Annotated in this window: 24 protein-coding genes; 5 read left to right on the plus strand and 19 right to left on the minus strand. The window is 58.4% G+C overall.

Annotated elements, in window-relative coordinates; genetic code table 11:
• The first annotated feature begins 41 nt into the window (after positions 1–41).
• Positions 42–839: an ATP-binding protein gene (locus tag ACFWW2_RS02960; protein ID WP_393926172.1), complete on the plus strand. Its 798-nt coding sequence runs from the start codon at positions 42–44 to the stop codon at positions 837–839.
• Positions 840–874: 35 nt separating this feature from the next.
• Here the strand turns inward: ACFWW2_RS02960 and ACFWW2_RS02965 are convergent, their stop codons facing one another.
• The 4 genes from ACFWW2_RS02965 to ACFWW2_RS02980 form a co-directional block, all read right to left on the minus strand.
• Entirely contained in the window at positions 875–2,077 is a 1,203-nt protein-coding gene (locus ACFWW2_RS02965; protein WP_393926017.1) for a peptidoglycan DD-metalloendopeptidase family protein, read from the minus strand.
• A gap of 62 nt (positions 2,078–2,139) precedes the next feature.
• Positions 2,140–2,757, minus strand: coding sequence for a protein-L-isoaspartate(D-aspartate) O-methyltransferase (locus ACFWW2_RS02970; RefSeq protein WP_393926174.1), 618 nt, complete (start codon positions 2,755–2,757; stop codon positions 2,140–2,142).
• Between the two features lie 20 nt (positions 2,758–2,777).
• Entirely contained in the window at positions 2,778–3,563 is a 786-nt protein-coding gene (gene surE / locus ACFWW2_RS02975; protein ID WP_393926019.1) for a 5'/3'-nucleotidase SurE, read from the minus strand.
• A 54-nt stretch (positions 3,564–3,617) separates the two neighbouring features.
• A complete protein-coding gene (locus tag ACFWW2_RS02980; RefSeq protein WP_393926021.1) occupies positions 3,618–4,004 on the minus strand; it encodes a hypothetical protein in 387 nt (128 codons plus the stop codon).
• Positions 4,005–4,082: 78 nt separating this feature from the next.
• On the opposite strand from ACFWW2_RS02980, the gene ACFWW2_RS02985 reads away from it, so the two are divergent.
• On the plus strand, positions 4,083–4,643 hold the full coding sequence (locus tag ACFWW2_RS02985) for a TetR/AcrR family transcriptional regulator (protein ID WP_393926023.1): 561 nt from the start codon (positions 4,083–4,085) through the stop codon (positions 4,641–4,643).
• 4 nt (positions 4,644–4,647) lie between these two features.
• Here ACFWW2_RS02985 and ACFWW2_RS02990 read toward each other — a convergent pair whose 3' ends face one another.
• The 6 genes from ACFWW2_RS02990 to ACFWW2_RS03015 all read right to left on the minus strand — a co-directional run bounded on the left by ACFWW2_RS02990 (position 4,648) and on the right by ACFWW2_RS03015 (position 8,534).
• Positions 4,648–5,205 (minus strand): uridine kinase, encoded by a 558-nt coding sequence (locus ACFWW2_RS02990; protein ID WP_393926025.1) that lies wholly within the window; start codon positions 5,203–5,205, stop codon positions 4,648–4,650.
• Entirely contained in the window at positions 5,202–5,843 is a 642-nt protein-coding gene (locus tag ACFWW2_RS02995) for an SDR family NAD(P)-dependent oxidoreductase (RefSeq protein ID WP_393926027.1), read from the minus strand. Before ACFWW2_RS02995 ends, ACFWW2_RS02990 begins: the two co-directional genes overlap by 4 nt.
• Before the next feature lie 31 nt (positions 5,844–5,874).
• A complete protein-coding gene (locus tag ACFWW2_RS03000; protein WP_393926029.1) occupies positions 5,875–6,135 on the minus strand; it encodes a hypothetical protein in 261 nt (86 codons plus the stop codon).
• A 119-nt stretch (positions 6,136–6,254) separates the two neighbouring features.
• Positions 6,255–6,662 carry an arsenate reductase (glutaredoxin) gene (arsC, locus tag ACFWW2_RS03005; protein WP_393926031.1) on the minus strand — a complete coding sequence of 136 codons (408 nt, stop codon included), beginning with the start codon at positions 6,660–6,662 and terminating at the stop codon, positions 6,255–6,257.
• Complete coding sequence (gene purF, locus ACFWW2_RS03010) at positions 6,659–8,119, minus strand: amidophosphoribosyltransferase (protein WP_393926176.1); 1,461 nt, start codon at positions 8,117–8,119, stop codon at positions 6,659–6,661. The genes arsC and purF overlap by 4 nt, the downstream gene beginning before the upstream one ends.
• A gap of 136 nt (positions 8,120–8,255) precedes the next feature.
• Positions 8,256–8,534: a LytTR family DNA-binding domain-containing protein gene (locus tag ACFWW2_RS03015; RefSeq protein ID WP_393926033.1), complete on the minus strand. Its 279-nt coding sequence runs from the start codon at positions 8,532–8,534 to the stop codon at positions 8,256–8,258.
• On the opposite strand from ACFWW2_RS03015, the gene ACFWW2_RS03020 reads away from it, so the two are divergent.
• The gene (locus ACFWW2_RS03020; protein ID WP_393926035.1) at positions 8,514–8,921 is read left to right on the plus strand and encodes a DUF2306 domain-containing protein; all 408 of its coding nucleotides are present in this window, start codon (positions 8,514–8,516) and stop codon (positions 8,919–8,921) included. The genes ACFWW2_RS03015 and ACFWW2_RS03020 overlap by 21 nt on opposite strands.
• 92 nt (positions 8,922–9,013) lie before the next feature.
• Here the strand turns inward: ACFWW2_RS03020 and ACFWW2_RS03025 are convergent, their stop codons facing one another.
• Genes ACFWW2_RS03025 through alr form a run of 4 tightly spaced genes read right to left on the minus strand, consistent with a single transcriptional unit; the run spans position 9,014 to position 12,548 of the window.
• Entirely contained in the window at positions 9,014–9,592 is a 579-nt protein-coding gene (locus ACFWW2_RS03025) for a CvpA family protein (protein WP_393926037.1), read from the minus strand.
• Positions 9,593–9,614: 22 nt separating this feature from the next.
• Positions 9,615–10,979, minus strand: a complete 1,365-nt coding sequence (radA, locus tag ACFWW2_RS03030) for a DNA repair protein RadA (protein WP_393926039.1) — start codon at positions 10,977–10,979, stop codon at positions 9,615–9,617.
• Positions 10,980–11,018: 39 nt separating this feature from the next.
• Positions 11,019–11,465 carry a paraquat-inducible protein A gene (locus ACFWW2_RS03035; protein WP_393926041.1) on the minus strand — a complete coding sequence of 149 codons (447 nt, stop codon included), beginning with the start codon at positions 11,463–11,465 and terminating at the stop codon, positions 11,019–11,021.
• Positions 11,466–11,510: 45 nt separating this feature from the next.
• The gene (alr, locus tag ACFWW2_RS03040; protein WP_393926043.1) at positions 11,511–12,548 is read right to left on the minus strand and encodes an alanine racemase; all 1,038 of its coding nucleotides are present in this window, start codon (positions 12,546–12,548) and stop codon (positions 11,511–11,513) included.
• A 240-nt stretch (positions 12,549–12,788) separates the two neighbouring features.
• On the opposite strand from alr, the gene ACFWW2_RS03045 reads away from it, so the two are divergent.
• The gene (locus ACFWW2_RS03045) at positions 12,789–13,982 is read left to right on the plus strand and encodes a sterol desaturase family protein (RefSeq protein WP_393926045.1); all 1,194 of its coding nucleotides are present in this window, start codon (positions 12,789–12,791) and stop codon (positions 13,980–13,982) included.
• A gap of 61 nt (positions 13,983–14,043) precedes the next feature.
• On the opposite strand, the gene ACFWW2_RS03050 is transcribed toward ACFWW2_RS03045, so the two are convergent.
• Positions 14,044–15,036: an aldo/keto reductase gene (locus tag ACFWW2_RS03050; RefSeq protein WP_393926047.1), complete on the minus strand. Its 993-nt coding sequence runs from the start codon at positions 15,034–15,036 to the stop codon at positions 14,044–14,046.
• Entirely contained in the window at positions 15,029–15,406 is a 378-nt protein-coding gene (locus ACFWW2_RS03055; protein WP_393926049.1) for a MerR family transcriptional regulator, read from the minus strand. The genes ACFWW2_RS03050 and ACFWW2_RS03055 overlap by 8 nt, the downstream gene beginning before the upstream one ends.
• A gap of 254 nt (positions 15,407–15,660) precedes the next feature.
• Between ACFWW2_RS03055 and ACFWW2_RS03060 the strand changes: the two genes are divergently transcribed.
• Positions 15,661–16,626, plus strand: a complete 966-nt coding sequence (locus tag ACFWW2_RS03060) for a hypothetical protein (RefSeq protein WP_393926050.1) — start codon at positions 15,661–15,663, stop codon at positions 16,624–16,626.
• Positions 16,627–17,107: 481 nt separating this feature from the next.
• Here ACFWW2_RS03060 and ACFWW2_RS03065 read toward each other — a convergent pair whose 3' ends face one another.
• From ACFWW2_RS03065 to ACFWW2_RS03075, 3 genes are all read right to left on the minus strand, one after another.
• Entirely contained in the window at positions 17,108–17,641 is a 534-nt protein-coding gene (locus tag ACFWW2_RS03065; RefSeq protein WP_393926052.1) for a hypothetical protein, read from the minus strand.
• Positions 17,642–17,719: 78 nt separating this feature from the next.
• Entirely contained in the window at positions 17,720–19,213 is a 1,494-nt protein-coding gene (locus ACFWW2_RS03070; RefSeq protein ID WP_393926054.1) for a replicative DNA helicase, read from the minus strand.
• A gap of 230 nt (positions 19,214–19,443) precedes the next feature.
• Entirely contained in the window at positions 19,444–20,112 is a 669-nt protein-coding gene (locus tag ACFWW2_RS03075; protein WP_393926055.1) for an orotate phosphoribosyltransferase, read from the minus strand.
• Position 20,113 lies beyond the last annotated feature (1 nt).

Below are 20,113 nucleotides of genomic sequence, written 5' to 3' on the forward strand. Positions count from 1 at the left end.
CCAAAAAGGCGCTGCGCCGGATTGCTGATGCGCTGGAGCGGATGAGCGCGCCTCCAGCGCCAGTGCCGGATTTTTCGCAGGCGTCCGCTTTTGTCTGGCACCCCGATCCGGACCGTCTGGAACCAATCGCACGGGTGAACCGCGTGGATGTGGGGCTTTTGGTTGGTGTAGACCGGTCTCGTGATACATTGATGGCAAACACTGCACAGTTTGCGCGTGGGTTGCCCGCGAATAACGCGCTTCTCTGGGGCGCACGAGGGATGGGAAAGTCCAGCCTTGTCAAAGCAGTACATGGCGCACTTTCCACCGACTATCCGCTGCTGAAGATTGTTGAGGTCCAACGCGAGGACCTGCCGACCATCGGACGCTGCCTGAACCTACTGCGCGGGGCAGATGCGCGTTTCATCCTGTTTTGTGATGACTTGTCATTCGGGCATGATGATGCGCATTACAAGTCGCTCAAGGCCGTGCTGGATGGCGGGATTGAGGGCCGGCCGGAGAACGTGGTGCTTTTTGCCACATCAAATCGTCGTCATTTGATGCCACGCGATATGATCGAGAATGAACGTTCAACGGCTATTTCGCCTTCGGAAGCAGTCGAAGAGAAGGTGTCTTTGTCAGACAGATTTGGCCTGTGGCTTGGCTTCCATCCGTGCGATCAGGATGAATATCTGGCGATGATCCGCGGTTATTGCGATGCGTATGGGGTCGCGATTGATGATGCGACCCTGAAGGCAGAGGCGATCGAATGGCAGGCCACACGCGGCAGTCGTTCCGGACGCGTGGCGTGGCAATACTTTACTGACCTTGCCGGGAGGCGCGGCGTCCAACTGTCGTAAGATGGGTTTAAACCCATCTTACGGTGCGGCGTCTGTCAGGGCAGGTAATCGGCAGGATCGACACTTTGCAGACCGCGCCTGACTTCGAAATGCAGGTATGACGGATCACCGGCGCGCACTTTGCCGATCGTTTGGCCGCGTGTCACCGTGTCACCCTTCGACACCGTCAGGCTGTCGATATTGGTATAGACCGTCAGTAACCCGTCGCTGTGCTTGATCACGACAATCGCCACGCCGCTGGTATTGTTGGTCACTGCCGCGACGCTACCAGCGTCCGCCGCTTTAACATTGGTTCCGGTCGGTGCACCAATATCGATCCCTTCATTTCGACCGGGCGCGTAGGCCCGGATAATGCTACCTTCAACCGGGCGGCTGAACCGGGCATCCGATGATGATGCTGGCGTGGTGGCCCCGATATCTGGTGTGTCTGGTGTAGCGGATGCCGGCAGTGGTACCGATGGCGTCTCGGCCGGCAATGGGGCAGCCGCACTTGGCGGCACTGGCGTTTGCGTCCCGACGCCCGGTGCCGTCACTTCCTGCGGTGCTGCCGCTACTAGTACGGCCCCCGCTTGTGGGATCAGAAGGAATTGCCCTTCACGTACTGTGAATTCCGCGTCCAGACCGTTCCATTCAGCGATGCTGCGGACGGGCACATTATAGAGCCTTGAAATCGCAAAGACCGTTTCGCCGCGTACAACCTGATGTCGGATGGGTTCCGCACCTGCCGGTGCTGCAGGCGCTGGTGCTGCAATCGGCGTTGTAACAGGAGACGCCGGATCAAGTGGTGTGGTCGTGACCGTATTGGTCGCATCCGCACGATCAAGCGCGCCTGTCGCAATGGCGGATACATCCAGCGGCTGACCGGTGACAGCACCGGTTGCGGCTGATGGTTCTGCAACACGCTGGGGCAGGGCGATGATCTCGTCCCGCCGGAGGATCACATCAGGCTCAATCCCATTATAGGTCGCCAGTTCATTCGCATCGAGACCAAGCCGGATCGCGATGCCACGGATTGTGTCATCCTGCTGGGCTACAACTACCTGATAGTTGGGGTAAGAGATAATACCCCGATCATCAGGCCGTGGCCGCCCGGGCAGGTCCTGCACCGCCCGGCTGGTGTCAAATCCGTTGGCATTATCGCGCAGATCGAAATCGAAAGGTTCGTTACAGGCACCAAGTGCGGCCAGTGCCACACCTGCCATCAATACACGTCGTGCTGGGGTCCGCTGTTGGGACATCATACCGCTCCTCTTGCCAAGTCGCCCCTTGTTGCCGGGGTCGTACTATATCTTGTGCCTTTTTAGTCTGTTCCGAGCCCTTCTAGCAAGGGAACAAAGCGTACAGGCCGTAATTCGTCGTATTCGTAACCGTTTTCGAGCCGTGTGACCCGGATCAGGCTTTGCACGGCGTCCGACTGCCCCACCGGCAGCACCATGATACCGCCAACCCGCAATTGTGCCAACAAGGGGCCGGGCGGATCTTCTGCTGCCGCCGTCACCAGGATCCGGTCAAAGGGGGCCTGTTCGGTAAACCCGTGGCTGCCATCGGCGGTGAAAGTGGTAATATTCGTGATGTCATGCGCCTCGAACATCGCGCGGGCGGCATGAACCAGGCGCCGATACCGATCCACGGTATAGACCCGCCGTGCCAATTTGCTGAGGATGGCGGCCTGGTAGCCGGAGCCCGTGCCGATCTCTAGCACTTTGTCGCGCGGATTGATCCGCAAGGCCTGTGTCATCAGGCCGACAACTGAGGGCTGGCTGATCGTCTGCCCGCAGGCAATAGGCAGGGGCATATCCTCATATGCCCGGTCGGCAAAGGTGCCCTTCACATAATCGGCGCGGTCCACCTGTTCCATAGCTGTCAGCACGCGCGTATCCGTCACGCCCTTGCTGCGCAGGGCATAAAGGAACTGCATCTTGGTGGGGCCGTCAAAGGTCACTTCAGCACATCCTCAAGCGTCGCAACCATATCGTAATCCGTTAGATCCGCCCGCATCGGCGTGACCGAGATATATCCATCAAGGTTGGCTGCAGCATCCGTGCCGGGTGCGGTGGGTTCGTGCTGCGGTCCGCCGCGCACCCATAGAAACTTGCGCCCGGTGGGCGATGTCTGCGCCTCCGCCCGGAAGCGCGTATTTAATCGAAACCCTTGTGTTGTGGCCGCCATACCTTTGACGTCTGCCCCCGGCACGGGCGGGAAATTCACGTTGTAGAACACCTTGTAGTCCGCATCATCCCACAGCGCATCATTCATCAGCGCCCGCACTGTCGCTACGCCATGGTCCGCCGCAGCCTCGAACGGGTTATCCAGATCAGCATTGCCGGGGCCATAGAATTGCGACAAGGCAATTGACCGCACGCCTTGCAGCGCACCTTCAATGCACGCCCCAATCGTGCCAGAATAAAGCGTATTCTCTGCTGCGTTGTTGCCCCGGTTCACGCCGGACAAGATCAGGTCGGGCGGGTTGTCTTTCATCACATCGTACAAACCCGCGATGACGCAATCAGCCGGAGAGCCTTCAGCGGCAAAGCGGCGGTCTTCAAGCTGCACGATCATGGTGGGGTGGGTGTAGCTGATGCAGTGGCCGACGCCGGATTGTTCGAATGCCGGCGCAACTGTCCACACCTCACCATCGGCGCCGGCAACTTCATGGGCGATGTCAGTCAGAACCCGCAGCCCGGGGGCGTTGATACCGTCGTCATTAGTGATGAGAATGCGCATAACCGCCCCTTCGCTGTTGGTTTGTTCCTAAGCGAGGGGGCGGGGCGCGGCAAGTCAGGTTGCAAGGGCAACGTCACGTTGCCGGGCACCATAGATCGTCAGCAACACTGTCGCCGAAAAGATAACCCATTGCGGCATCGGCCAGAGTGAGCCGAGCATGGTTGTTCCATAGAAAAGAAACAGCCCGATCCAACCGATCTGCATTGCGGCAAGCGCGATCATCAACGGGCGGGATGAATGCTGCGCCAGCCAGAAATACGCGCCTGCAAAGACAATCAGGTTGATTGTGATCACGTGCCATAACACCGCCGCCATTGACGCGAGATGCGCTGTCGGCAGCACGGTCTGGTACACATCATGATATTCGGGGCCACCTGCGAAAACATGGACCCCCGTGGTCAGAACCATGATCGCACCGGCGATTGTAAGGGGAATGTTCATCATCAAATCCTTTCCATACGTATACGTATGGTTGCGTGGCGACTTGCCGATGTCAATACGGGTGCGTATGGTTTTGGGATGGTACAAAAAAAGCAACGCCTTGGGCGGCAGGAATGGATCAACGCGGGCTTTCGCGCGCTGGCGCTCAAGGGACCCGAGGGGTTACGGGTTGAACCGATCGCGCGTGAGCTTAAGGCGACAAAGGGTTCATTTTATTGGCATTTCAAGGATTTGTCGGAGCTGCAGAGATCCATGCTTACCTATTGGGAAGACGCAGCGACCCATCGCATCATTGCGCGGCTGGAGGAACTGCCGCGTGGTCTGCCGCGGCTGGAGGCGCTGGTGCAGGCTGCCAATATGCCGCATGAGGCCCAAGGCGGAGCCGGTGCCGAGGCCGCGCTGCGTGCCTGGGGTCGCACCTTTGCCCCGGCGGGCGCGGCGGTGGCGCGGGTTGATGCGCAGCGGCTGGCCTTTGTCGCTGACTGCCTGGCCGATATGGAGGTGGATACGCCCGAATTGCCCGCCTTGTTCTACGCCGCCCATGTGGGGCTGGAACAATTGTCGATGCATTCTGACGTTGATCCTCTCAAAACGTTAATGCGCTTCGTCAGCATGGTCAGAGAATTGCAAAAAACATAGCGACTCACGCGACCGGACATGTGCCATCAATGATCATATCCGCGTGGGTGGCGGGGTCTTCTTCCGCCAGATAATGATCCTCTTCCTCTTGCCAGCTCTGCCAAAGCGTTAACGCTTCTGCCCCGTCCCGTGCCAATCCGCGCTGCAGACGGATGTCGCGCGGTGTTTCAACATAAAGGCAAAATGTTAATGCAGGCCGAAACAGGGCGCGCGTTGCGCTGACCCCTTCGACAATGACTGTTCCGCCGGTGGGAACGTCATGCCATTCCGCCAATGCATGCTTCCCCCAGTCATATCTTTGATATCTGGCTGGCTTGTTCTGGCGTAAGGGATTGATCACTTGCACCATGAAACGGCCATACCAGTCCAGTGGCATGTCGGGTGTGGCAAAAACATCCGTCTGGATCACCGGCGCGGCAAGGTGCTTGGCCAGGTTTCGGGCCAATGTCGACTTGCCAGAACCGCCGCATCCGTCAATGCCGACGATCCGCGCAACCATACCCTTGGGTCGCTCCGCTGCCATGATTTGATCAGCGATGACCTGCAGAGGCGGGTTGCTCATCCCAGAATGGCGGGCAAGAGCCGGGCAGCCTCTGCATTTGGATCAGTGAGCGCTGCGCGATCTTCGCCGGGATGAAACCGTGCCCGTGTGGCCGTTGGCATGGGCGCCGGGGTTAGAATGTGCACTTTGGGGCCTGTCTTGGTTGTCTCAGCCTGCCAGGAGCGGGCAAGCGCGATTTGCGCCGCTTTTGTTGCACCATAGGCACCAAAGAACTGCTCTCCTCCGCGTGGATCGTCAAAGAACACGGCCTGTCCGGTCTGGCCCAAAAGCGGGGCGACATAGCTGATAAGGCGCGCGGTGGCGTCGATGTTCACGCTGATCGACTTTGCCAAATCCTTGGGGCCGATATGGCCCGCAGGGGCCAGCGGGGCTGCGTGAACGGCCGTATGTAACCACACATCCAGTTTGCCCCAGCGATCAAAGATGCCACGGCATAACTGCTGCATGGCCGCATCGATGGTGATGTCCATGGGGGCCAGGGTGGCCTGTCCACCAGCGGCTTGAATGGTGTCGTCCAGTTCTTCCAGCGCGCCGACGGTTTTGCCAACGGCGATGATGTGATGTGTGGGGGCAAGCGCCTTGGCCAAGGCCGCGCCCAAACCGCGCGAGGCGCCGGTGATCAATGCAGTCTGTGTCATGGCCCGGACATGTGCCGAACCGCTGGCAAGGTCAAGAGGTCGTAAGCGTCAGCGAATAAACGGTGCCCCGCCGGTCGGTCAGTTGGACTTGCCTGTCGCCAACTGCAGCTACGGTATAGCCGAACGCGCGCGCACCCATCTGGACACGCTCGATCCGACCGCGAGGCGAGCGCAGCAGGGCGGCGGGCCCGTCATGGGCCTGCATCACCCCAAGCAGGGTCAATTGGCTCAGGTCAATGGCATCGGCAATCGTTGCCTTGGCGGCCACATGGGCCGGTGTCGTTTCTGTCATCTGGTGAATACCGCTCAGGTTCTTGTTTGAGCGGTGTCATGCCAGATGCTTTTGTTAATAAACAGGCAACAATATGGGCATGACGTGAGGTATTCCGTCGCATTCCTGCCCTAATCCGGTCAAATTGGCGTGATCAAGGGCTCGCCGTCTTCTTTGTAGACCGGTTCGGTCAGTGGTTTCTCCAAAAGCGGCAGCACAGCCTCGGACGGTCGGCACAGGGCAACACACTTCGGCGTGCAGACAATCGGCCGGTTAACGAGGATCGGATGGGCGACCATCGCATCCAACAGTGCGTCATCGCTGACGGTAGGATCAAGCAGGCCCAGCTCTTCTGCTGGCGATTTCGATGTGCGCAGCGCGGCGCGTGGGGTCAGGCCGGCGGCAGCGAAAAGCGCTTGCAATTGCGGTCGGGTCCAGCCGGTTTTGAGGTATTCGATGATGACGGGTTCCGTGCCCGACGCACGAATGACAGCCAGCACATTGCGGGATGTACCGCAATCCGGGTTGTGGTGGATAACCGTGGTCATTCCGCCGCTGTCTTTGCCTGGAACCCCTGCTCAATCATATCGGACGGGGCAACCGGGTATTCACCCGAGAAGCAGGCGTCGCAATAGGCGGGCGCATTCTTGTCGCGGCCCTTTGCTTCGCCCACGGCACGATACAGCCCGTCGAGGCTGATGAATTTCAGGCTGTCCACACCAAGATGCGTCTGCATCTCTTCTTCCGACATCGTCGCGGCGAGCAGTTTTTCCCGCTGCGGTGTGTCCACCCCATAAAAACAGGGCCATGCCGTTGGGGGCGACGCGATGCGGAAATGGACCTCTGCCGCGCCCGCATCCAGGATCATCTCCTTGATCTTGCGGCTGGTCGTGCCGCGCACAACGCTGTCATCCACCAGGATCACGCGCTTGCCCTTGATCAGGGCGCGGTTGACGTTCAGCTTCAGACGCACACCCATGTTCCGGATACTTTCGGTCGGCTCGATGAATGTCCGGCCCATATATTGGTTGCGGATGATGCCCATGGCGTAGGGGATACCTGATTGCAGGGAATAGCCGATGGCCGCAGGTGTGCCACTATCGGGGACGGGGCAGACCAGATCAGCGTCAACAGGGGCTTCCTTTGCCAGTTCGCGCCCGATATTCTCGCGAGTTTCATAGACTGATCGCCCGCCAAGGATGCTGTCGGGGCGGCTGAAATAGACATGCTCAAAAATGCAAAACCGCGCGCGGTTGGGGCGGAACGGGAAATGGCTTTCCACACCTTTTTCAGCAGTGATCACCACCATCTCGCCCGGTTTGATTTCGCGGACGAATTCGGCCCCGATGATGTCCAAGGCGCATGTCTCGGACGCCAGCGCCCAGCCGTCGCCGATTTTGCCCAGCACCAGCGGACGCACGCCCAAGGGGTCGCGGCAGCCGATCAGCTTGGTGCGGGTCATGGCTACGATGGAAAACGCGCCTTCAACCTTGCGCAGCGCCTCTTCCATCCGGTCGGGGATGGTGCGGCCCATGGAGCGGGCCATCAGATGGATAATGCATTCGCTGTCCGAAGAGCTTTGAAAGATCGAGCCACGTTCAATCAACTCGCGTCGCAGCGACATGGCGTTGGTAATATTACCGTTATGGGCAATTGCGGCCCCGCCCATGGAAAACTCGCCAAAGAATGGCTGCACGTCGCGGATCGCGGTCTGCCCCTTTGAGCCTGCGGTGGAATAGCGCACGTGCCCGATGCCGATCGTTCCCGGCAGGATCTGCATCGTATCGGCGCTGGTAAAGTTGTCGCGCACCAGCCCCATGCGGCGGGCCTGATTGAAACCGGTCTCGGCGTCATGGGTGACGATTCCGCCTGCCTCTTGCCCGCGATGTTGCAGGGCGTGCAAACCTAGGGCCACGAAGTTGGCCGCGTCGGTGACGCCCACAACGCCGAAAACGCCACATTCCTCTCGTAATTTATCGTCGTCAAGGGGATGGGCAGGGGGCATCTGGGTGGACAAGGGGGCAGCTCCGAATCCGTTTGCACTGGTCTGCCCCGGTCTTAGCGGGTCGGGGACGTGCTGTCACCAAACGATCATGACCAACGGCAGGGAAACACTGTTTCGTCCCGATAACGGGCGTTCCTTAGGCGCCGCGCCCTTTGGGCAGCAGCCCTGCGGCCCGCACGGCCGGCATGAAACCCCGGCTGATCGGGCGGGTGCTGCCATCCGACAGTGTCAATTCACCACGGTCGCCGATGCGGGCCACTTTGACGACCTGATCCAGAGCCACCCAATGGGATCGATGCACTTGCAGGCCCTGCGTCTGGCCGACCTCCGCCATCGCGTCCGCTAGGCGCATCAGAACCAGCTCTGTCCCGGTGGTCGTGGTCACGCGCACGTAGTGGTCTTCGGCACTGAGCATTATCAGAGCGCTGCGCTTTTGCGGCGCTCTCGGGATCGTTGGCACAGTGTGTTTGGTTATGCGTGGGTTGCGGTTATGGCTGTGACGGCATTGTCATCCTTTGACATCAGGGGAAGCTTGTTGCCGATACCGGTCAGTCCGATCCACGCGCTGTCGGTCGTAACGATCTGCGGCTTGTGGCAGGGCATCAGGGCCATCCGTCAGGGGCGCATCGCCGATCATCAAAGGGAGATGCGCAGCCTTTACTTCTGGGTGATGGGGGTGGCGGGTCTGTTCACCTTCTTGCCGGGCAGACGCATGAATGCGGTGTTCTTTGCCGACGCGCCGCTGCAAGGGTTTTGGCTGATGACGGGACTGATCGGCACAGGGTTGGCATGGTATGCCTAGGTCAATCGCCATCGAGCGGTCGGGTGATGGTAAAATAGAGGAAAGGCCGCGCACAAAAGTGTCGCGGCCTTCATTCTGTCAGATGTCTTTGATTATTCGGTTGGCGCGGTGTCGGCTGGTGCGCCACATGTTCCGACCAGCTGTTGATACTGTTCAGTGATCCAGCCAAGCGCCTGTTCGGGGTTTTGTTCTTCGATCTGGCCCGTCAGCTGGGCAAAGACACGGGCCGAGCGGCTGTCGTCGATGATGGCCACCTCTTGGCTGGCAAATACGGTGTCGTAGACAAAGAAGGCCACAGCGACCAGCAGGATGCCACGGAACACGCCAAACAGGAAGCCAAGCGCCTGATCGACCCCACCAAGGGCAGACCGCTGCACCACGCTGGAAAACAGCGGTGTGAAGATCGAGACGACAACCAAGGCCACCGCGAAAACGGCAGCAAACGCAGCAATAATGGCCAATTCGCAGCTGTCACCGATGAAATCACCGATGATCGGCACTTGCCGCACAAGTGGTTCAACCTGATCGGCAAAGATGAAAGCCACGATGGTGGCACCGATCCAACCCAGAATCGCCATTGCCTCGCGCACAAACCCCCGGCTGTAGGCCAGTACGCCCGAGAGTACGATAATGAGCGCGACGCCTGCGTCGACGAGTGTGAAGCCTTCCATGGTCCGTCTCCTGCCGATGACGCTAACGTGCGCCAAATACCTCTTCAACAAATCCGGCAAGGTCGGTCGCGTTGCGCAGACCCAGACCGGTCACCGCTGGCTGTTTCGCCTGTTGCGGTATGATCGCAGAGGTAAAACCAAGTTTCTGGGCTTCTTTCAATCTATTTTCGGTTTGAACCACCGGACGCAGCGCGCCCGATAGGCTGATTTCCCCGAAAATGACGGCCTCTGCCGGCAAAGCGGCGTCTTCCCGCGCAGAGACAAGGGCCGCCGCGACGGCGAGGTCTGCGGCAGGTTCAGAGATGCGCAAACCCCCTGCTACATTGAGATAAACGTCCAATCCGGTGAAGGGCACACCGCAGCGGGATTCGAGCACGGCGAGGATCATCGCAAGGCGTCCGCCATCCCATCCGACCACGCTACGGCGGGGTTGGCTGTGTGGCGAAGGTGCCACAAGTGCCTGGATCTCGCACAGCATGGTCCTTGTGCCTTCGATGCCCGCGAAGACCACCGATCCTGGGGCAGGGGTGCCGCGTTCTGACAGGAACAGGGCGGAGGGATTCTTGACTTCTGCCAGCCCTTTACCGGTCATCTCGAATACGCCAATTTCGTCCGCTGGGCCAAACCGGTTCTTGACGCTGCGCAGAATGCGGAACTGGTGACCGCGTTCGCCTTCGAAATAAAGAACAGTGTCAACCATGTGTTCGACCACGCGCGGGCCTGCTATTGTGCCATCCTTGGTCACATGTCCGACCATGATGACCGACATGCCGTTGCGCTTGGCAAAAGTGGTCAGTTCATGGGCGGATGAGCGGACCTGCGACACGCTGCCTGGAGCGCTGTCGACATTGTCGGCCCACATCGTCTGGATCGAGTCGATGATGGCCAGGTCGGGTTTTTCGGCCTCCAGCGTTGTGAGGATATCACGCAGGTTGGTTTCGGAAGCGAGCATAACCGGACTTTTTTCAAGCCCCAGACGGCGGGCGCGCATCTGAACCTGGGCATTGGATTCCTCGCCGGAAATATAGATAACTTTCAGACCGTTACGGGCAAATCTTGCAGCAGCCTGCAGCAGCAATGTGGACTTGCCGATGCCGGGGTCGCCGCCGACGAGCAGGGCAGAGGCTTTGACAAGGCCGCCGCCCAGGACCCGGTCCAATTCGCCGACGCCTGCTTCGGTCCGGGGCGGTTCCTTCTCCTGGGTTTCAAGGTCGGTCAGCGTGATGGCTTTCCCGCGTGCACCGCCCAGTGTTTTGCCTTTGGGGCCTGACGACAGCGCCTTGTCTTGGGTAATCGAATTCCAGGCGCCACAGCCGTCGCAGCGCCCGGACCATTTGCCAAAACTGGCGCCGCATTCATTGCAGGAAAAAGTAAGATCTTTGGCCATGTTCACCTTTTGGACCAGTTTGCCGACCGGGGCAATGGTTTAGGCCGTGGCCTTTGCCCGCGGTGTCAGCGCAGAGATCGCGATGGACGCGAGGATACAGGCGGTGAACATATAAAGGCCCCATCCGGTTTCGACCTTGCCGATGCCGACGCCCTTGAAGGCTACGATATAAAGTGCGACGAGGAAAACATCGGCCATCGCCAGTTTTCCTATCCACGACAGCGCTGGAATCGTGTTGTCTTTCAATAGGTTAAAATGCACAAGTGCGAGGCCGATAGTTTTGAGATAGGGCGCAAAGAGCGCAAAAGCGGTGACCAGAAGGGCAAGAGCCACGTCGCTTTCCCACAGCGCCTGCATGCCGGTGATCACGCTGATTTCGTTCAGACCAAAGAGCGGTAAGAGACCCGCCCGCATCAATGGCGCAAACCACGCGATGGGAAACAGGATCAGAAGTGACAGATTGGCGATGCGCAGAATGTTTAACATGGGGACCCTTAATGAAACCTTAGGGCTATGTAAGGGCGGCGCGCCTTATTTGCCAAAGGTCTTGCGATTGTAGCGTGCGCCAAGCTGGGTCAGCACCTCGTAACCGATTGTTCTGGCTTGGTTTGCCAGATCGTCAACACTCTGTTGCGGGCCGATCAGTGTCAGCTTTGTCGGCGTCTCGGCCAAGTCAGTTACGTCAATTGTCAGCAGATCCATGGAAACCCGCCCGACCAGTTTGCAGGGCGTATCGCCATGGTAAAGGGTGGCCTTGTCTGACAACATACGAAAGATGCCATCAGCGTAACCGCCTGATACGGTTGCGATTTTTGACGGGCGCTCCGCCTGCCAGCTATTGCCGTATCCGACAACTTCGCCTTCGGCCACATCGCGCACCTGAATGACCGGAAGGTCGAGTTCGATGGTTGGTGTTGCCTGCTCAAACGGGAGGCCGCCATAAAGACCTATGCCGGGGCGGGTCAGGTCGAAATGATAATCCGGGCCGAGGAGGATGCCGCCGGTTGCGGCAAGCGAGCGGGGTGCGCTGATCCCGTCGGTCAATTGTTTAAAGTTATCAAGCTGGTAGGCGTTCATCGGATGGTCGGGCTCATCCGCACAGGCCAGATGTGACATGACCAGTGTCGGGTTCTGGGCCAGTGCCAGTTCGGCGATGGCCGCCCATTCCTGCGCTTCCATGCCCAGCCGGTTCATGCCGGTATCAAGCTGGATGCCGAACGGATGGCCGGGCAGGGTTTCGAAATGATGCGTCAGCTGATCGACCGAGTTGATCATGGGCGTCAGTTTCAGCTCGCGGATCAGATCCGTGTCGCCTTTCATATGCCCGGAAAACACCGATATATCGGGCTTTCCGCCCAATTCCTCGCGGATCGCCACGGCCTCTTCCGCGACGGCGACAAAGAACTGGCGCACGCCTGCCTTGAACAGCGCCTTGGCCACATTGGCCCCGCCCAGACCATAGCCGTCGGCCTTGACCACGGCGGCGGTCTTGCAATTGGTCATGCCGTCCAAAGCGCGCCAGTTGGCGACGACGGCGTCAAGGTCGATAGTCAGGCGTCCGGTACTCATGCGCACCTTTTGGCAGGGGCAGGACAGGGCGGCAAGAGGTTAACGGGCCGCGCGCCGTTTTCTGCGGGCGCAAGAGTGATATCCTTGCAATGATTATGAATCCTGTAGTTTCGCGGCGTTTTTCGTTGTCGGCATCGCGTCGGACAAACGTCGGACTTGCGTATGGCAAGTTTGGCACAATTTGCGGATTAATGGGGCGTTCGGTACCTGTTCGTTAAGAAAGTCCTTCTTCTTGCCGGAATGTTCTTCTTTAAGAACACCCGAGATATTGACGAGGTTGATTTGGGTATTCTGAAAAAAGTCATCACGCAGTTGGAAACGCCCCGCGATCAGCGCCCTTTGGGCAGTGGTTGGCTGTCGGGTTCGCTGGCATTGTTGGCGTCCATTGCGGGCTTTCTGATCGTGTTGCTGCGCTGGTTTCCGGAAACGTTTTCCTACCCCGAAATCGCGTTTATTCAGGATAGCGGTGTTGTCACGGCTTTCCTGCGTTTCGTGTTGTTGTCGGGATATGCGCTGTCGCTGCTGAGCCTGATCTTAAGCCGGCACAAATCGCTGGGCTGGACCGCACTGGCGGTATCGGTGGTGGCATCGCTGATGGCCACGACACAGCCGCAGATCGCGTCAGACGCGCAACAGAGTTTCTATTTCGGCCTTGATTACTTCATCATCAACGTACTGGTTGTCGGGTTTCTTTTTGTCCCGTTGGAGCGGTTTTTCCCGGCCCGGGGCGAACAGACAGTGTTCCGCGCCGAGTGGCAGGAGGACATGTTTTACTACCTGGTCAGTTCGATGCTGGTGCAGGTGCTGGGTTTCATCACGCTGGCTCCGTCCAATTATGTAAATGCCCAGATCCCACTGGATGATGTGCGTATCTACATCGTCAATCTGCCATTCTGGTTGCAGGTGGTGATCATCATGATGGCCACCGATTTTGTGCAGTACTGGGTGCATCGCGCCTTCCATACGTTTCCTGTGTTGTGGCGCTTTCATTCCATCCATCATTCGACCAAGAAGATGGATTGGCTGGCGGGTGCCCGCATGCATTTCGTGGAGATCGCCGTGCTGCGCGGCCTGACGGCGGTGCCGATGTTTACCCTTGGCTTCGATCCGGCGGCCATTCAAGCCTATCTTCTGATCGTCTATTTCTACTCCAGCTTCATCCACGCCAATATCGGCTGGAAGATGGGCTTTCTTGAGCGGTTCTTTGTCACTCCGCGCTTTCATCACTGGCATCACGGATCGGACCGCGATGCCATCGATATCAACTATGCCAGCCATTTCCCGATTTATGACTGGTTGTTTGGGACGCATCATCTGCCGGAAACGGAGTGGCCCGAGAATTACGGTGTTGTGGGCGACACCGTGCCGCGCGGGTATTGGCGACAGTTTGTGTATCCGTTTCTGAAGCCGGAGAAGAAGGAACCGGCGGAGTAGGGACCAAGATTATTGGAATAATCTTGGCAAAAATCTTCGAAGATTTTTGGCGCCGCTGACCCTAGCTCGCTTTTGGCGGCCCTTCTTCTGGCCGGTCGAGGATGGTTTCGATCTCTTCCATTTGCGCTTGCGTCAGCGGCCCCTTGGCGAGCGCGCCGCAAAGATCGTTGACCTGTTCGGGTGTGCGGAAGCCAGGGATGGGCATGGCGTTGGGCGTGCGCGCCCAGAGCCAGGCGAGCGCCCCCTGGGCGAGCGTCCGTCCGCCCGAGGTGAGGATGTCGCGCGTGGCGTTGAGTTGCGCCAGATAGGCATCGGTGATCTTGCCGTCCTTGAAATAGTCCTGCCAGCCGGGGTTGCTGCCACGGACTTCGTCTTTGCTGAATTGCGTCTTGGCGTCGTATTTGCCGCCAAGCACCCCCATGGCGAGGGGGGAACGGACGAGCGAGAGCAGGTTCAGCTCTTCGATGACGGGCACCATGTGGCTGGCGGGTTTGAGGACGTTCATTGCATGTTCCACCGCTGTGAAGCCGGCGTGATCGGCAAAGGCGCGGGCGCTGTCGGGGAAGTCCGTGGACCAGCCATAGGCCCCGATGATGCCCTGATCATAAAGCGTGGCGAGCATGTCGAAGGTCGGCTGCGCCTCTTCCACAGGGAGTTCGTTGTTGTGGTGCAGAACAAGGTCGATCCGGTCGCGGCCCAGCCGTTTGCGTGAGGCGTCGATGGTCTGCCGGATCACCTCGGGGTCATTGATGGGGCCAATCAACTGCTTGGTTTCGGTGTTGATTTCCAGACCGATCTTGGTGGCGATGGCCACGTCGGGATGGTTTTTCAGCGCCTCACCCAGCACGGTTTCTGAATGCCCGCAGCCATAGGCCTGGGCGGTGTCGAAATGCGCGATTCCATGGTCAAGCGCTGCTGCGATGGCCGCATTTGAGACGTTATCGTCAATCTCGCCCCAGCCGACGGCGCGGCCGTCCATGAAGAAAGGGCCGCCGATGGCCCAGCAGCCAAGGCCAAGGGTGGGTTTTGCGGGAATATGTTTGAAATCAGCCATTTGTCGTCTCCAATGAAGTGCGGTAGAGAGAGATTTTGTGGTTCAGGAATTGCTTGCAGGCCTGAAGTTCAGCCTCGCGATGGGCCAGCGTGACGGCATGCCGTTGCAACAGGTCAAGCCGTTTCGCCCGTTGTTCCGGTGCGTTCTGATCGGGGGCATGGGCCGAAATTGCGAAGCTTTTGATGTCATCCAGCGGCATGCCGGTGGCGCGCAGCCGTTCCAGCGTGGTGAGCCAGTTGACATCATCGGCGCTGAACACCCGCCAGCCACGGCCGTCGCGCCGGATCTGGGGCAGCATACCGGATTTTTCGTAGAACCGGATGGTGTCCTGGGTCAGGCCGGATCGGGCGGAGGCTTCGTTGATTCGCATCGGGTCTCTCCTTTGAGGGTCTTGCGTAGCCTATTGGAGCGACTCCAGGTCAAGCGAAGTTATCAGGGTGTGCGATCAGTCATGCGTCTGTTGCCAGCGTATACATAATTGACTAGCGTCCGATCATTGTAACGACCGGGCATTTGGCCGTGTCACATAAAAGAATTGAGGAGCAATAGATGGCGGAACAGTCCACTGGCCGTAAACTGAAGATTGCCGAGCGCGAATTGCTCGAACGTGTTTTCAATGGCGCTGTGAATTATGACCTGATCCGCATTTTTGAAACCGATCCTGATGATCCCCAGAGAACGCGATCATATCAATCCGAAAATATGATTTATCTGCTGGGTGGCGACTATGCCGACGACATCTCAAAGGGGACGATGAAGCAGAAGGGAACCCTGGTTCATGAAGTTGCCCATGCGTGGCAATTCCAAAAAACAGCGTATTGCAGCGGGCAAAAGGACCGAGATGCGCATTTCAAACAGAAAGCTTATGATGCATGGCTCGAACACGCGATTATGGTTCAACGGCAAATTGAAGCTGCGATCCTTGATTGGTCAGATCAGCTGAAAGACGAGATGGAAAGGGCCCCACGGACCCAGCTACCGGCTGTAAAAGCTGCGTTGCGTCAGTACCATTCTTCGGTTCTGCAAAAACTTTATAACAAGCGTGATAGTCTGAAAGGGGTCGAAAGCAGGGCGCGTGCCCGTATTGCTACTGACAAGGCGTCGTATCTGTCGCAGGAGGCCTATGATCCCATCCTCACAACGGTTGGACCCCTGGACGAATTCGAAAGTCGGCAGTCACATGTCAATGGCGCGTTTGGGACAAGCAATGCCGGTCCTCCTTCGCTGTCTTTCGCCAACGCGAAACCGCTTCCGAATGAACGGTTGTCCGATTTCATGTGGCGCCAGGCCGAGATCAAAGAGGCCTTTGGCACGAAGTCAAATCTAAGGTTGTATCTGGAATGCAACGCCCATGAGGAAGACGGATCAAACGCGTCCTTTCTTGACTACAACTACATGCTCAAAAAACCTGGTACGGTAGGTTTTTTTGATCTGCGTGTAGAGGCTCAGGCCCAGCTCATTACCGAGTATTTCTTTTTGAAGAATGGCGTGGACCCCCGCACGGTATGGTATGATGATCTGAATACACGACCGCCGCTCAGCTTTTACGAAAAGACGATCCCATTTCTTGCGACGCCAGTGAAGATGTAGCGCGATGGTGACGAGAAGCTGCTGTCGTCGCCCTGTTGCCATGGCTTGACCAGGTTGCTGAAGCGGGCGGAGGCTTCGTTGATTCGCATCGGGTCTCTCCTTTGAGGCTCTTGCGTAGCCTATTGGAGCGACTCCAGGTCAAGGGAGTAATTGACTGGGGAGAATCGACACTGAAGGCACTCTGCCGCTGCCTTCCCATCCGGGCTTATATGGCCTGTTGGCCCGTACTGATTTGTTATTGCGCTGGTATTCGTGACGCAGAGCCGTCACGCTCAGATATCTCATCCTCTTTATGGTGGTTGGTGCCGGTGCATAGAGCTGGGAGAGCCGCAGCTTTCCGATGGGTTTCGCAACCCAGAACTACAGTTGGATCCAGGACCGGAAAGCCGTCGCCCATGAGGCCGTCAGATAGTCGTTTATCCGCGTGCTGAAATCGCAAGTCTATTCGCCTGCAACCACATCAAGCGACGTGTTCGAGGCTCTATAGGTCAATCCCAAAAAAGTAATAGTAACCACCGAGAGCGACCGCAGCTGCCGATATCAGCATGACCAGCCAGCGCGGCAGTTCACCGTCCCGTGCCAGCGCAGATTTTCTTACGAGCGACATGTCGATGGGTTTGATAGTGGCGAGGTGCAGCTCGAAGTGTCCGAAATTGAAACCACCGGGCAGAGGTTCGACCGATCGTGAGGCCGCGAAGTCAAAATCTGATCTGTTTTGGGATAACCGCTCGACGACATGAACGATCATCGGCCCATCCTTGGCCGGGTAACGCCCTGCCGGTGCACCACTGTCATAAGTCGTAAATCCAAATCCGCTAGCCTCCAAATAGTCTCTCAGCGCCGGCGGGCCTGCAAGGATTGCATCAACGGTCGCCTGATCACGGAACAACGCCTTTTTGTTGCCAGCCGCATTCCCGTCAATGCCGATATCACCCAGTGCCTGAGCGATGCGGGCGTCACTGAAGACGTCCGAGGGAAAGATATCAACGATGTCGAAATCGTAGCGCAATGTCATCTGAGGGTTCGTCTGGTTGCTTTCACGGGGCATAGGCTATTGCGGAATCCTAGCGTTTGGGGACGGATGATCGGGCCGTCAGAATTGCGTGTCGTCGCCCTGCTGCCACGGTTTCACAAGGTTGCCGAAGCGGGTGAAGCGCCCTTCGAAGCTGAGTTCGACCGTGCCGATGGGGCCGTGGCGCTGTTTGCCGATGACGACTTCGGCCTTGCCGTGCAGGCGCTCCATCTCTTCCTGCCATTGGGCCATCTTTTCCATCTCGTGATCGCCGGGTTTCTCCCGTTCTTTGTAGTATTCCTCGCGATAGACGAACATGACCACATCGGCGTCCTGCTCGATCGAGCCGGATTCGCGAAGGTCTGACAGTTGCGGGCGTTTGTCTTCGCGGGATTCGACCTGGCGAGAGAGCTGCGAGAGGGCAATGACAGGGATGTTGAGTTCCTTGGCGATGGCCTTGAGGCCCATCGTGATTTCCGAGATTTCATTGACGCGGTTTTCGGAGCGGCCGGAGCCGCGCACAAGCTGCAGGTAGTCGACGATCAACACGTCGAGCCCGTGTGTCCGTTTCAGCCGCCGGGCCCGGGCCGCGAGTTGGGCGATGGGCAGGGCAGGCGTGTCGTCGATGAAAAGCGGGCAAGCCTCCAGCGATTTGGCCGCATCGACGAAGCGGCGGAATTCAGTTTCGGTCATATCGCCGCGCCGGATCTGTTCGCTGGGCACTTCTGCTGCCTCTGACAGGATCCGGGCGGCGAGCTGCTCGGCGCTCATCTCAAGTGAATAGAAACCGACGACACCGCCATTGACGGCCCCGTCGGTGCCGTCGGGTAGCACGCCTTTCTTGTAGGCCTTGGCGATGTTGAAGGCGATATTGGTGGCCAGCGAGGTTTTCCCCATCGAGGGGCGACCGGCGAGGATCAGGAGGTCGGATTTGTGCAGGCCGCCAAGTTTCTTGTCCATGTCGACCAGGCCGGTGGATACACCAGCCAGGCCGCCATCGCGCTGATAGGCGGCGTTGGCGACGTTGACCGCATCTGTGACCGCACGCAGGAAGGATTGAAAGCCGCTTTCCGCGGTGCCCTGTTCAGCCAGAGCGTAAAGCGCCTGTTCAGCCTCGACGATTTGTTCCTTGGGTTCGCTGTCGACATCGACCTTGGCCGCCTTGTCGGCGATGTCGCGACCGACTGTGATCAGTTCACGGCGGACCGCGAGGTCATAGATCATCTGGGCGTAGTCGCGGGCGGCAAAGGCGGAAATTGCGGCACCTGCAAGGCGAGCGAGATAGGCCGGGCCGCCCAGCTCCTTGAGCCCTTCGTCATCTTCGAGGAAGGTCTTGAGGGTCACCGGCGAGGCCAGCGCATTTTTGGAAATGCGGGTCGCTGCGGTTTCGAAAATCCGGGCATGGACAGGGTCGTAGAAATGCTTGGGGCCGATGATTGAGGCGACGCGGTCAAAGATATCGTTATTGGTCAGAATCGCGCCCAGAAGCTGTTGTTCAGCTTCGATCGAATGCGGCATCAGGTCTGCGCCTGCTTCTTCCACACCGGTCGCATTGAATGCGGTGATTTCGTTCATTGGCCTACCTCACTTGTCCCGCGTGCCTCTTAACAGGTGGTCTGCGCGCGGGGCCATCTGGAAATGATGGTGGACAGGCAGCGGGATAAACCTGTGGACAATTCTGATCGGGAGTCTGTCCTACCACAAATTGTGGTGATCGCCAAAACAAACACGACATGCGCATTGCACCGGCGATTCTGGGGACGGTTTGTGCACAGACCTGTGTGTAAGTTTTTTTGACCCTTTGGTTAAGTCGGCTGCCAACCGTGAGGGTCGTTCAGGTAAGCCTCGACCGCGTCCAGCGTAGCCGTGTCGTAGGCCTTGCGCGCCTTGGCTTCGGCCAGCACATCCCACCAGGTACAGAGCGAGATGAGTTGCACGCCGTGATCAGCCAGAGTTTTTTCTACGCCCTGGAAGATATCGTAAAAAAAGATAACTGCGGTGGCGTTGCAGGTGGCCCCGGTGTCGCGGATCGCGTCGACGAAAGACAGTTTCGACCCGCCATCGGTGGTCAAATCCTCGACCAACAGCACACGCTGGCCTTTCGTCATGACCCCTTCGATCCGGGCATTGCGCCCGTAACCTTTGGGTTTTTTCCGCACATAGGTCATTGGCAGGGCGAGCCGTTCGGCGACAAAGGCCGAGAAGGGGATGCCAGCGGTTTCGCCGCCTGCAATATTGTCGAACGCTTCGAACCCGGCCTCGCGCATGATGGTGACGGCCATGAAGTCCATGAGAGTGGCGCGGATGCGCGGATAAGAGATCAGCTTGCGGCAATCCACATATGTCGGGGCCTGCTTGCCCGAGGCGTGTGTGAACGGTTCGGTGGCATTAAAGTCAATTGCGCCGATTTCGATCAGCATACTGGCGGTCAGGCGCGCCATTTCGTCTTTGGTCGGAAAGGAGGTGGGGATCATT

The sequence above is a fragment of the Yoonia sp. R2-816 genome (genome assembly GCF_046762905.1).
Taxonomy (GTDB): domain Bacteria; phylum Pseudomonadota; class Alphaproteobacteria; order Rhodobacterales; family Rhodobacteraceae; genus Yoonia.

Coding starts and splice junctions, on each gene's coding strand:
- ACFWW2_RS03065 (WP_393926052.1), bottom strand. CDS start 17,641: ATGACATTGCGCTACGATTTCGACATCGTTGATATCTTTCCCTCGGAC.
- ACFWW2_RS02995 (WP_393926027.1), bottom strand. CDS start 5,843: ATGACACAGACTGCATTGATCACCGGCGCCTCGCGCGGTTTGGGCGCG.
- ACFWW2_RS02960 (WP_393926172.1), top strand. CDS start 42: ATGAGCGCGCCTCCAGCGCCAGTGCCGGATTTTTCGCAGGCGTCCGCT.
- ACFWW2_RS02990 (WP_393926025.1), bottom strand. CDS start 5,205: ATGAGCAACCCGCCTCTGCAGGTCATCGCTGATCAAATCATGGCAGCG.
- ACFWW2_RS02980 (WP_393926021.1), bottom strand. CDS start 4,004: ATGAACATTCCCCTTACAATCGCCGGTGCGATCATGGTTCTGACCACG.
- surE (WP_393926019.1), bottom strand. CDS start 3,563: ATGCGCATTCTCATCACTAATGACGACGGTATCAACGCCCCCGGGCTG.
- ACFWW2_RS03050 (WP_393926047.1), bottom strand. CDS start 15,036: ATGGCTGATTTCAAACATATTCCCGCAAAACCCACCCTTGGCCTTGGC.
- ACFWW2_RS03000 (WP_393926029.1), bottom strand. CDS start 6,135: ATGACAGAAACGACACCGGCCCATGTGGCCGCCAAGGCAACGATTGCC.
- ACFWW2_RS03045 (WP_393926045.1), top strand. CDS start 12,789: ATGTTCTTCTTTAAGAACACCCGAGATATTGACGAGGTTGATTTGGGT.
- arsC (WP_393926031.1), bottom strand. CDS start 6,662: ATGACCACGGTTATCCACCACAACCCGGATTGCGGTACATCCCGCAAT.
- ACFWW2_RS02965 (WP_393926017.1), bottom strand. CDS start 2,077: ATGTCCCAACAGCGGACCCCAGCACGACGTGTATTGATGGCAGGTGTG.
- ACFWW2_RS03070 (WP_393926054.1), bottom strand. CDS start 19,213: ATGAACGAAATCACCGCATTCAATGCGACCGGTGTGGAAGAAGCAGGC.
- radA (WP_393926039.1), bottom strand. CDS start 10,979: ATGGCCAAAGATCTTACTTTTTCCTGCAATGAATGCGGCGCCAGTTTT.
- ACFWW2_RS03035 (WP_393926041.1), bottom strand. CDS start 11,465: ATGTTAAACATTCTGCGCATCGCCAATCTGTCACTTCTGATCCTGTTT.
- ACFWW2_RS03055 (WP_393926049.1), bottom strand. CDS start 15,406: ATGCGAATCAACGAAGCCTCCGCCCGATCCGGCCTGACCCAGGACACC.
- alr (WP_393926043.1), bottom strand. CDS start 12,548: ATGAGTACCGGACGCCTGACTATCGACCTTGACGCCGTCGTCGCCAAC.
- ACFWW2_RS02970 (WP_393926174.1), bottom strand. CDS start 2,757: ATGCAGTTCCTTTATGCCCTGCGCAGCAAGGGCGTGACGGATACGCGC.
- purF (WP_393926176.1), bottom strand. CDS start 8,119: ATGCCCCCTGCCCATCCCCTTGACGACGATAAATTACGAGAGGAATGT.
- ACFWW2_RS03025 (WP_393926037.1), bottom strand. CDS start 9,592: ATGGAAGGCTTCACACTCGTCGACGCAGGCGTCGCGCTCATTATCGTA.
- ACFWW2_RS03075 (WP_393926055.1), bottom strand. CDS start 20,112: ATGATCCCCACCTCCTTTCCGACCAAAGACGAAATGGCGCGCCTGACC.
- ACFWW2_RS03015 (WP_393926033.1), bottom strand. CDS start 8,534: ATGCTCAGTGCCGAAGACCACTACGTGCGCGTGACCACGACCACCGGG.
- ACFWW2_RS02985 (WP_393926023.1), top strand. CDS start 4,083: ATGGTACAAAAAAAGCAACGCCTTGGGCGGCAGGAATGGATCAACGCG.